An 11,002-nucleotide genomic window follows, 5' to 3' on the forward strand; every position below is an offset into this window, starting at 1 on the left:
CCAGCACCTTGGGTGCATCATCGAAAAGCAGATGGGCCTCGTCAAAGAAGAACACCAGTTTCGGCTGCTCCGGATCACCGACCTCGGGCAGTTGCTCGAACAGCTCCGACAGCAGCCAGAGCAGGAAGGTCGCGTACAGGGTGCGGTTATGGATCAGCTTGTCGGCCGCCAGTACGTTGACGATCCCGTGGCCGTTGATATCGGTCTGCAGCAGATCGGCCAGGTCTAATGCCGGCTCGCCGAACAGCAGGTCGCCGCCCTGGTCCTCGAGCTTGAGCAGTCGGCGCTGGATGGCGCCGACCGAGGCCGCTGAGACATTGCCGAAGGTGGTGCGCAGCGAGCCTGCGTTCTCGGCCACATAATTGAGCATCGCGCGCAGGTCCTTCATGTCCAACAGCAGCAGCCCGTTGTCGTCGGCGACACGGAAACAGATGTTGAGCACGCCCTCCTGGACCTCGTTGAGGTTCAGCAGCCGCGCGAGCAACAAAGGTCCCATCTCGCTGATGGTGGTGCGCACCGGATGGCCCTGCTCGCCATAGAGGTCCCAGAGGGTGACTGGGCAGGGGCGGTATGAGAAGCCAGCCTCATCGAGCTGAAGCTCGGCGACCCGCTCGCTGACCTTGGTGTTGTCTCCGCCAGCTTGGCTGATGCCGGCCAGGTCGCCCTTGACGTCGGCCAAGAAGACCGGCACACCGCGCCGACTGAACTGCTCTGCGAGTCGCTGCAGCGTCACCGTCTTGCCGGTCCCAGTGGCGCCGGCGACTAGCCCATGCCGATTCGCCATCTGTGGCCAAATCTGTACTGCCGCTTCGGCACTCTTGCCGATCAGGATGCCGTCAGTCATGGGGTCTCCATTGCGTCAGTCGTCAACAGGCTGGTCTCTGATGAGCCGAGTATAACCATCAGTCAGTGTGATTCAGCCACTATGATTCGATCACCGCCTGAGCCGACGCAGCCGCTGCGGAGCCTGAATTCGGTTGTCAGGGCCTTGGGTGATGCGCACAATCCTGCCAGAGATGAACATTTCAACGCCCTGGGCGACTCATTCGATCGGGCTCGCGGAGGATGCATGTTTTACGCTGTCGATGGTCAGCAGCGCCGACGCGCTAAGTCTGCGCACGAGCTGGCGATGGTCAATCTGCTCTTGTTCAACCTGCTTGCGGGGGTGGCACTGCTCGCGGGCTCGATGGCCGAGCCCTACTCGGTGATTGCGCGCTACAAGTGGGCTTTTGTGGCGGCGCCAATCGCGCTTTCGCTGCTGGTGATGCTATTCACCTGGGTGCGTGCGCGGCGGGCCGAGCGCTCAGATGCCTGGTTTGTCGCCGCGCATTGGCGCTTGACGGCCGGACGTTACCGCATCCTGCTGATCGCTTACCTGATCAGTGCCACCGTCGTGAGTCTCGCCTTCTTCGGCGGCAATAATCAGTCGGCATTGGAGCAGCGCATTGCCAATCTACCCCCCGCGCTGCAAGAGATGGAAAGGCATAAGCTCGAGTCCCAAGACATGCGTGGCGCCATCTGGGCGCGCATCGGGGTCGTACCGTTGCTGCTGACCGTGATGGGACTGCTGATGCTGGAGTCCGGGGGGCTCTACCAGGCTGGGCGTGGTGAGCTACCAGATGGGGTTGCCGTAGCCCTGCCGCCGCCGTCTGATCTTGCTAGCAGCGAGCAGCCGTTTCCGGTCGAGCCGAGACCTGTTTAAGGGAAACCAGTTGAGGAGAGGCCAGTTGAGAGAAGATTCGGAGATCGAGATAAGGACAGGGCAGACCCTAGGGAGACGTCGGCAGACCCGGCCAGGACCTGAGCTGGCCTCAGGCGATCGATGATGGCGTGAGGATTGCTAGCGCTCTTGGCGGAGACGCGAGGGCGCGGCCGGCTTGCTCGATGCTGTCTGATGTCAATAAACCTTGACGCCGCCCCTGTCAAGCTGCCTTGTCACTTGCGGGCCTTTATGCCAGCATTGAACGATAGAGCGTATCCGTTGGTCTCCTAGAAAGCGTTCGGCGCCTTTGAATGGCTAACGTTCATGGCGCGTTGCCTCCCCGGCCAATGCAGCGTTTGTTTCACGGTGAAGCTCGAGCCTTGCGGACTTGGAGAGCGAATTTGTTTAAGCACGAAACCGTCTCGTTCGATGACGAGCCTCTGATTCTGGTCGATAGCGATGATCGCGAGATCGGACACGAGACCAAGGTCAATGCCCACCTAGGCGATGGACTCTTGCATCGCGCCTTCTCGATCTTCCTCTTCACCGATGACGATCAGGTGCTCCTGCAGCAACGCAGTGGCGACAAGCCGTTGTGGCCTCTGTTCTGGTCGAACAGCTGTTGCAGTCATCCGCGCCGGGGCGAAGATCTGGAGGAGGCGACCCATCGCCGCTTGCGCGAGGAGTTGGCCATCGATGCTGAGCTGCGCTTTCTCTACAAGTTTCAGTACCGTGCCGATTTTGGGGCGCTGGGTGCAGAGCATGAGCTGTGCTCGGTCTATGTCGGCAAGGTCGAGGCCCCGGTCGCGGTTGACGTGAACCCGAGTGAGATCGCCGACTGGCGCTGGATTCCCTGTGCGGAGACCGATCGCCTGATTGCTGAGGAGCCAGAGCGCGTCACGCCCTGGTTCGTGATGGAATGGCAGCGTTTGCGCACTGAGTATCGCGATTTGATTGCCGGCCTTTCGGCCACTCCGTTGAGGAAGGTCGCTTGATCCAGTCACCGACGATCCCGCGCCTGCTGACGCTACCGGTCGGGCTGGTACCCAATGGCGTGCGCACAGGCGCGCTGGTCCAGATATTGAACCGCGTCTTCGAGCCAGAGTTGCGCGATGGCGAGCTCGACTTTCTGGACGGCCACGTGATGCGCATCGGCGTCGACGATGCGCGGCTCGAATTCCGCCTCACCCTGGCTGGAGGCCGCATTAAGGCGGCACCGCCCGGTGCCGCAACCGATCTCAGCATCGATGGCAAGGTCTACGAGTTCCTGCTGCTGGCAACCCGCCGTGAAGACCCGGATACGCTGTTCTTCAACCGTCGGCTGCGCCTCGGCGGTAGCACTGAGCTTGGCCTCTACGTGAAGAACTTCCTCGACAGTGTCGAGCTGGAAGGTCGTCTCGGTCCGCTGTTGAAGGTGATGAACGGCGCCACCGATCTGCTCGGGCGCTTTGGTCGGGGTTAGCGGGTACGGGTAACACTGATCCCCGTCTGTTCCATGGCGCCATGCTGCTTTCCAGCGGCTTGTTGCCAGCAGGCCAACAGATAGATGCCGAGCGCGAGCAGGCCACAGACGCCCATCCCGGTCAGCATCGGTGTCGCGCTGCCATCGTGCAACAGGCTCACCACCGAGCCCGCTAGGGCACCAAAGCCGAAGCGCAACGCGCCAGCGAATGCTGATGCTGTGCCGGCCATGGTCGGGAAGAAGGCCATGAAACCGGCGATCGCGTTGCCGAAGATGAAGCCGTTCATGCCGAGATAGATGCAAGAGACAACAGCGATCGGCCAAAGCTGCGGCTGTGGCACCAACGCGAGCAGCACGAGTGCAACCGCGGCTGTAGCCTGCAGCCCGAGGCCGACGCGCAGCAGCCGTTCCGCTCCAAGGCGCGTCACCAGTTTGGCATTCACCGCTGCAAACAGCATTGCGGCCAGGATATTGATGCCAAACAGCGGTCCGAAGGCCGATGCGGGAACGTCGTACAGCTCGATATAGACGAAGGGCGAGGCGACGATGAAGATCATCATGCCGCCAAAGCTGGCAGAGCCGGTCAGCAGATACCCAAGCGCGGTACGATGACTCAGTAACCGGCCATAGTTGGCGAGGATGCTGAGTAGATGCAGGCGATGGCGGCTCTCGATGGCCAGCGTTTCCGGCACCACGCGAAAGAACAACAGCGTTGCCATCAGGCTTATCAACAACAGTGCCACGAACACCCAGTGCCAGGTGGCATACCAGATGATAAGCCCACCCAGGCTGGGCGCCAGCAGAGGCGCGAGTCCCATCACCAGCATGACCATGCCCATCACGCGTGCATAATCGTCGCGTTCGAAGAGATCGCGCACCAAGGCCGGAATGGTCACTGCCACCGCTGCGCCACCAGCAGCTTGCACGGCCCTCGCCAACAGCATCATCGGCATCGTCGGGGCCAGCGCGCAGACGATGTCGCCTAGCATGAAGGTGACGAGCCCAAGACCGATGATGGTCCGACGGCCGTGCACATCGGACAGTGGCCCGAGCAGCAACTGCGCGGCGGCAAACACCGCCAGGTAGACGGTGACGCTGAGCTGCGCCAGTTCGATACTGCTGTCGAGATCCCGAGCGATGGACGGAATGCTCGGCAGATACATGTCGATCGCGAGTGGGGTCAATGCCGCCAGCAGTCCAAGTACTGGCAGCAAGACCCAGCGGTTAGTGCTTGGCATCTTGACGACGCTTCCTGTGCGCACCTATGCGGCGAACCGAGAGGCCTTTGTTACTGATACCGCGAGCTATTGACGAGCCGATTGCGATCAGGCGGCAGTGGTCGCCATCCCGGCCTCGCCGTGCCAGTAGCCATTGCAGGGGCCAACCGGCATCAGCGCATTGAGGCGTGCGCTGGCCTCGGCAGGGTCGAGGGCGTCGCTGAGGGCTTGGTGGACCAGTTCGATGACCTGGTCCATCTGCTGTGATTGTGGGCTGATGCGCAGGATGTCGACGCCGAGCGCGCGCATGGCCGGTAGCTCAGCGAGCAGATTGACGGTGTTCGCGGATTGGGTCTGGATGCCATTGAGCACCAAGAAGGCCTGTTCATCCTGGGTGTTGACCAGCAGGCCATCCGGGTAGTCGAGGCAGACGTCGCGACAGTCGTCTTTCGGCAGCTCCTTGTGACGGGCGGTGAAGCAGCGCGCGGAGTAGGCCAGCGGCAGCCGTCCATAGGCCATGACCTCGGTCTCGACGCCAGCGGGCTTGGCTCGCTGCATCTGCTCCAGGGTCTCGTGGGTCAACTCGACCGGCAGCGCCCAGCGCTTGAGGCCCTGCCTGGCGAGCACGCCGAGGGTGCGATCGTTGTAGCAATTGACGCTGGGGCCGATCGCGAATGGCCGACCGGCAAGCAGATGCACAGCGCCCATGTCATTGGCCTCGACCATGAACTGGTCTTGGTTGCAGATCGCACGCAGTCGCTTGAGCTCGGACTCGGCTTCGAGCAGGGTCAGGGTCGAGAGCACGACCTCTTTGCCGTGCTCGGCGAGGCGCTCAGCGATCGCGAGCCAGTCCTCGTGACGGACCTGATTGCGCTTGGAGCAGACGGTCTCGCCGAGATAGACGATATCGACCGGCGATTCGGCCACCATGGCGTAGAAATCATCGACCTGCTCCTTCGGCCAATAGTAGCTGATCGGTCCCAGTGAGAGGCGTGGCTGATGGTCGCTCATGGTCTTTGTTCCCCTATTGCCAAGGCCGATGATAGGGGCCGAGTGTGGTTTGGGCGCCCTCGGAGACCTTGCCCAAGGCGGCAGTCCACTCGGGCTTGGGCGCGAAGCTGCTCGGGCTGCGCTCAAAGCTATCGAGTGCCTCGCGCCAGATCTTGGTGACCTGCGCGACATAGACTGGGCTGCGCTGCCGGCCCTCGATCTTCACCGCCTTGACCCCTGCGGCGACCATCTCTGGCAGCAGCTCCATGGCGTTTAGGCTCACCGGGTCCTCGATTGCGTGATAGGTCAGGCCATCGGTGTTGAAGGTGCCCTTGCACAGGGTTGGATAGCCGACGTTCTCGCCCTTCGGATGGCGCTGGATCAGCACGCCGCCGAGGCGGGTGTCGAGGCCGCTGTCGGTCTCGATCCACTCCACGTGGCTGGCGGGCGAGCAGGCGCCATAGGTATTCGGCGAGCGGCCAGTCGCATAGGACGAGAGGATGCAGCGCCCCTCGACCATCACGCAGAGGCTACCGAAGGCGAAGACCTCGATCTCGATCGGGCTCTGGTCGATGACGTGCTTGACCTGGCTGATCGAGAGTACCCGCGGCAGCACCGCGCGACGGATGCCAAAGTGCTCATGGTAGAACCGCAGCGCCTCGTAATTGGTGGCCGAGCCTTGCACCGAGAGATGCAGGTTGAGCGCTGGATGGGTGCGGCTGGCATAGTCGAGCACGCCGATGTCGGCGGCGATCAGCGCATCGACACCAAGCTCGGCGGCGCGATCAACGGCCTGCTCGAAGCGCGAGAAGCCGTCCGGACGTGGGTAGGTGTTGAGCGCGATGAAGACCCGCACGCCCTTGCTGCGCGCGTAGCGGATGCCCTCGACCATCTTGTTCGGGGCGAAGTTGAGGCCGGCGAAATGGCGCGCGTTGGTGTCGTCGCGAAAGCCGATGTAGACCGCGTTTGCGCCATTGTCGACTGCAGCCTTGAGTGCCGGCAGGTTGCCGGCCGGACAAACCAATTCCATCCTGTGCGTCATGCGTGGTCACCTTAGAGAGAGGCGCTTCACCGTCTGGTTACGATGCGCGATGAAGGTTAGAGAGTGGCGTCAGGCGACTTGTTCAATCGCCGCGGACGCAGGAGTCGATTGCCCCAAGGCCAGTGAGCCCTGGCGGGTGCCGCGGCACCGAAGCGCGTTCTCGATACCGTTGAGCACGATCCACTTCTTCGAGCACCAGTCAGGTGCCAGCAGGATCTCGTGCTGCGCGGTGCCGGTGACGCGATGGTAGAGGACATCTGCAGGCGTGCGCTCGATCAGGTCGGCTGCGATCTCGATGTAATCGTCCAAAGCCAGTGGTTGGTAACCACCGCGGCGCCACTGATGTGCGAGCAACGTATGGCGGACCACGTGCAGCGGATGCAGTTTCAGCCCGTCGGTCCCCAAGGCGATAACGCGGGCTAGGGTTTCCAACGCCGCGTCCCGGCCTTCGCCCGGCAGGCCGATGATCAGGTGCGTACAGACTGGGATGCCACGCAGCCGAGCTGCACGCACGGTGCGCCGATAATCGGCAAAGCAATGACCCCGGTTGACCCGCGCCAGGGTGCTGTCGAAGGCCGACTGCAGCCCAAGCTCGAGCCAGATCTCATGACCTTCGGCACGATAGCCGGCGAGCAGGTCCAGCACCGGCTCGGGCACACAATCGGGCCGGGTGCCAACCGAGAGGCCGATGACGTCCGGCTCATCCAATGCCTGCCGATACAGCGCGCTCAGGCGCGCAATGTCGTCGTAGGTGTTGGTGTAGGCCTGAAAATAGGCGAAGTAGCGCTCGGCGCCGGTGCGCTTCCTGACCACGCGCCGTCCCGCCTCGATCTGCTCGGCCACGCTGCGCTCTGGCGTTGCGCGGCTTGCGCTGTCCGTCGGGCTGTCGGCGTTGGGGCTGAAGGAGACGTTGTTGCAGAAGCTGCACCCACCGCGTCCCTTGGTGCCGTCGCGGTTTGGGCAGGTAAAGCCGGCGTGGATCGCTAGCTTATGGACCCGGTGACCATACCGGCGGACCAGATCGACGCCGAAGGTGTTGACTCGATCTGCTAAGGTCATGCCCGCTTTGCGCCCGCTATGGTTGCTCGATCGCAGAAAACCTTAAACACTCGCAAATGTCGGCCTGGTTGACATTGAGCAATGTCAACCAAGTTGGGCGTTCCGGTTAGCGGACAACTCGCGCGGTGCCGTAGCGATCCGTCAACACCCGCACGCGGTCGCCGGCGACGAAAGACTCGTCGGCTGCTTGGGTCACGGCCATGGTGCGGCCATTGTCGAGCCTGACGGTGATCTCCAGCCCGCGCTGGCGGGTGGCGCCCTCCTCGATCGCCGAGCCAGCGACGGCACCCGCGAGCCCGCCGCCGATGGTGGCGAGCGTGCGGCCGGTTCCAGCGCCAACCTCGTTGCCGAGCACTCCGCCGATGGCGCCACCTGCCACGGTGCCGACACCACTCTTGGTGCCTTCGATCTGAACCTCGCGCACGGACTGTACCGTGCCGTATTCCACGTTCTGCGCGCTGCGTGCTTGATCACGGGTGTACGCGGAGGCGGACATGCTGGCCGGGCAGCCGCTGAGCAGCGTGACGAGTGGCAGCGTCACGAGTAACAGTGCCGCGACATGGAATTGTTTCTTCATCAGTCGTTATCCTCTTGACAGTGCAGTAGGGGAGTACATCACAAAGGGTTGTTATCGGCTCGTTAGCCGGCTCCTGCTAGCGTCCTCGCTGCAGGATAATCGCTCGCGGGTCGTTGCGCGCCGATTATCTGCGGCGATCGTGGCGCCGCAGATATCCTTGAGCTTTACTCAAGTTTAGCCTTGGCCGAAAAGCCTACCAGATGCGCGCCTGTCGATGAACGGTTATCAATGCGCCCGACCAGGTTGAGCGCTCTCAGTTGCTGCTCAAGCGTGCTGTCTGCCTTCAGGAACGTCGCTTGCGCTCGCGCGTCGTCATGACGGGGTCGACGTTGAGGTCGCGTTTGAACTCGTTCCGTCGCTCGGTAAGGTGAACGACCCGCTGCGGGGACAGCGTCTAAGCTTTTTGCGCGGGTGCTATGGTCTGGCTCAACGAGCCCCTTTATTGCCTTTGGTCATTCACCCAGGTTGCGGCCGCCGTATAAGGTGACTGTCGGCCTCGAACCGACGGTCTCTACAGAGAGGCACCATGCATGTTCTTCCGTACGCTGCTTGACCCTAATCCTGGAGCTCAGTGTTCCGTCGGACCGCACCAAGATGTGCGATGGCCGATGCTGCCGCATGCTCCGCTGCTTGTCCTGCTGATGCTGCTCGGGTTGTCTGGGAATGTCCTAGCGACCCCCGCCGACCCGGCCGTTGCCAGCACCTCAGGTCCTGCCGATGTCGCAGAGGAATCCAAGGAGCAGGGTCTGCTCAAGGAAGACAGCCGAGACTGCATGCGCTGTCATTGGATGGAGACCATGGCCTATCGCGATCGCGAGACCGGCAAGATCGTCAACCTGTCGATCGATCGCGACGCCTACAGCCATTCCGTGCATTCCGAGCTTGCCTGCAGCGACTGCCATGACCGCGGGTATTCGCACTATCCGCACCGGCTCAGCAGCGCTGACGAGAATCTGCAGTGCGTTGAGTGTCATGAGGATCGGGAGGACGATGGCGCGCCGAACCTGGTCGGACTCAAGCATGAGTACGACAAGAGTGTGCATGTCACCGAGAATGTCGAGGAGTTCACCTGCTTCTCCTGCCACAACCCACACAGATTTCACCCGCTCAGGGCCGGCGAGTCGATCGTGGACGTGGTGGCTGAGACCAATGGCACCTGTCTCGATTGCCACACCGAGCTGCTAACGCCGGTGCCTAAGGGACACGATTGGTTACCCAAGCCGCAGGCGCACTGGGGCTCGGTGCGTTGCCTTGATTGCCACACGCCCCTTGAGGGTCGTATTCCCGAGCGGCCATCGCATAACGTGCTGTCTGCCGACGAGAGCAACCGCCTCTGTGTCGAGTGTCATAGCAAGGGCTCGGCGCTGCTTAGTCAGCTGTACAACTATCGCACCGAACAGGCACGCGAGCGGGACGGCTTCTTTTCGCAGGCCATCTATAACGATGCCTACATCGTTGGTATGACGCGCAACCCCTGGATGGATCGGATCGGTCTCGGGATGATTGTGCTCATGATCCTTGGCGTGGCCGCGCATGGCTACGGCCGCTACCGCGCTCACCGTCGGCAGGAGACCTCGAAATGACCGCGCTCTACCTGTACCCGATCTGGCTGCGGCTCTGGCATTGGCTGAATGCGCTGCTGTTCGTGACGCTAGTGGCGACAGGCGTCAGCATGCATTTCAGCCTGCATTGGTTGATCCCATTCGATGTCGCGGTTCCAGTCCACAACACCAGCGGCGTCTTGCTCACCGTCTCTTGGCTGACCTTCATGGTCGGTAACTTCCTGAGTGGTAACGGCAAGCATTATCTGATCAATCTGCGCACCCTCCCGCAAGACCTGATCGCGCAGACGCGTTATTACCTACATGGGATCTTCGTGGGGGCTCCGCACCCGTTTCATGTCAGCGCTGAGCATAAGCTCAACGCACTGCAGACCCTGAGCTACGTCGGCGTGATGTACGGGCTGATGCCGATCCTGATCCTCAGTGGCTGGGCGTTCCTGTTCTCAACCTCGCTGCCAGAAACCCTGTTCGGGATCGGCACCGTCTGGATCATCGCGATGGTCCATCTGGTTGTGGCCTGGATGCTGGTGCTGTTCCTGATCGTGCACATGTACATCATCACCACTGGGGAGAAGCCGACCACCAATCTCAAGGCGATGGTGACCGGTTGGCACAAGGAGGAGTCTGGGGGCTGATACGGCAGCCTGCTGGGCAACCTCGCCGTGAGGGCACTGTCCAAAGCCCCATTATTCGCAACGCGTCCTTCGAGACTCAACGTCATGAACATCCGCTCTCTGTTTGCAACCAAGAAGCGCCGCCGCGTGGCCATCGTGCTCGCCGTGATACTGGTGCCGGCGGTGCTCTACAAGGTGGTCTATCCGATCTTCTTCGATCTCTACACTGGTGTGAAGAACGCACCGCTCACCTACGACACCCGAGAGATCAGCGACGCTGAGTTTGAGCAGCTGGCGCTTGAGCTGACCGAGAAGGTTCGCCGTGAGCGTGCCGCGGCGACCGTGACCGAGGAGCGCGATGCGTTCGCGCGCGAGGTCAAGATGGAGATCCTGATGAACACCCCATCGTTCATCGAGGAGAGCGGCTATTCGCACATCGAATACTTCCGCGAGGCCGGCATTCGAGAGTACAAGGGGCCGGAGACCTGCCTCGAGTGCCATGCGACGATCGATATCACCCACGAAGACGGCACGGTCGAGACCGTCGATACGCTCGAGGACATCGTCAACACCGTGCACTTCAAGTTTCAGAGCACCGAAGGCGGTGCATTCTCGACCTATGGTTACGACGGTCGCCTGGTCAATGCCGAGGGCTCGCGCGCCATTCCGGTCGGCAAGATCGACCGGGCCTGCGGTATCCCTGGCAGCTTCTCTTGGACCGGGTGGGCGGCGCTGGTCGCGAGTCGACCCGAGCATGAGCTCGAGGATGTGGAGTCC

At 62.0% G+C, this 11,002-nt stretch carries 11 protein-coding genes and 1 pseudogene; 6 read left to right on the forward strand and 6 right to left on the reverse strand.

What is annotated here, in order from left to right; genetic code table 11:
• Positions 1–844: helicase HerA-like domain-containing protein (locus ACY693_RS07760; RefSeq protein ID WP_462321260.1), on the reverse strand; the 844-nt coding region annotated here is incomplete at its 3' end.
• A 225-nt stretch (positions 845–1,069) separates the two neighbouring features.
• Between ACY693_RS07760 and ACY693_RS07765 the strand changes: the two genes are divergently transcribed.
• From ACY693_RS07765 to ubiT, 3 genes are all read left to right on the forward strand, one after another.
• On the forward strand, positions 1,070–1,702 hold the full coding sequence (locus tag ACY693_RS07765) for a hypothetical protein (protein WP_462321261.1): 633 nt from the start codon (positions 1,070–1,072) through the stop codon (positions 1,700–1,702).
• A gap of 401 nt (positions 1,703–2,103) precedes the next feature.
• Complete coding sequence (gene idi / locus ACY693_RS07770) at positions 2,104–2,697, forward strand: isopentenyl-diphosphate Delta-isomerase (RefSeq protein WP_462321262.1); 594 nt, start codon at positions 2,104–2,106, stop codon at positions 2,695–2,697.
• Complete coding sequence (gene ubiT / locus ACY693_RS07775) at positions 2,694–3,164, forward strand: ubiquinone anaerobic biosynthesis accessory factor UbiT (RefSeq protein ID WP_462321263.1); 471 nt, start codon at positions 2,694–2,696, stop codon at positions 3,162–3,164. Before idi ends, ubiT begins: the two co-directional genes overlap by 4 nt.
• Here the strand turns inward: ubiT and ACY693_RS07780 are convergent.
• From ACY693_RS07780 to ACY693_RS07800, 5 genes are all read right to left on the reverse strand, one after another.
• Positions 3,161–4,402 carry a Bcr/CflA family multidrug efflux MFS transporter gene (locus tag ACY693_RS07780; RefSeq protein WP_462321264.1) on the reverse strand — a complete coding sequence of 414 codons (1,242 nt, stop codon included), beginning with the start codon at positions 4,400–4,402 and terminating at the stop codon, positions 3,161–3,163. The two genes, ubiT and ACY693_RS07780, sit on opposite strands and share 4 nt — an antisense overlap.
• A gap of 87 nt (positions 4,403–4,489) precedes the next feature.
• Positions 4,490–5,392: a ubiquinone anaerobic biosynthesis protein UbiV gene (gene ubiV, locus ACY693_RS07785; protein ID WP_462321265.1), complete on the reverse strand. Its 903-nt coding sequence runs from the start codon at positions 5,390–5,392 to the stop codon at positions 4,490–4,492.
• Positions 5,393–5,405: 13 nt separating this feature from the next.
• A complete protein-coding gene (ubiU, locus tag ACY693_RS07790) occupies positions 5,406–6,401 on the reverse strand; it encodes a ubiquinone anaerobic biosynthesis protein UbiU (RefSeq protein ID WP_462321266.1) in 996 nt (331 codons plus the stop codon).
• A gap of 81 nt (positions 6,402–6,482) precedes the next feature.
• Positions 6,483–7,472, reverse strand: a complete 990-nt coding sequence (gene mnmL, locus ACY693_RS07795) for a tRNA modification radical SAM protein MnmL/YtqA (protein ID WP_462321267.1) — start codon at positions 7,470–7,472, stop codon at positions 6,483–6,485.
• Between the two features lie 106 nt (positions 7,473–7,578).
• Positions 7,579–8,049 carry an outer membrane lipoprotein gene (locus ACY693_RS07800; protein WP_462321268.1) on the reverse strand — a complete coding sequence of 157 codons (471 nt, stop codon included), beginning with the start codon at positions 8,047–8,049 and terminating at the stop codon, positions 7,579–7,581.
• Positions 8,050–8,657: 608 nt separating this feature from the next.
• On the opposite strand from ACY693_RS07800, the gene ACY693_RS07805 reads away from it, so the two are divergent.
• The 3 genes and pseudogenes from ACY693_RS07805 to ACY693_RS07815 form a co-directional block, all read left to right on the forward strand.
• Complete coding sequence (locus tag ACY693_RS07805; RefSeq protein WP_462321269.1) at positions 8,658–9,632, forward strand: nitrate reductase; 975 nt, start codon at positions 8,658–8,660, stop codon at positions 9,630–9,632.
• On the forward strand, positions 9,629–10,246 hold the full coding sequence (locus tag ACY693_RS07810; protein ID WP_462321270.1) for a cytochrome b/b6 domain-containing protein: 618 nt from the start codon (positions 9,629–9,631) through the stop codon (positions 10,244–10,246). Before ACY693_RS07805 ends, ACY693_RS07810 begins: the two co-directional genes overlap by 4 nt.
• A gap of 84 nt (positions 10,247–10,330) precedes the next feature.
• A pseudogene (locus tag ACY693_RS07815) lies at positions 10,331–11,002 on the forward strand (nitrite reductase); the annotation flags it as partial.

The sequence above is a fragment of the Halochromatium sp. genome (assembly GCF_054919635.1).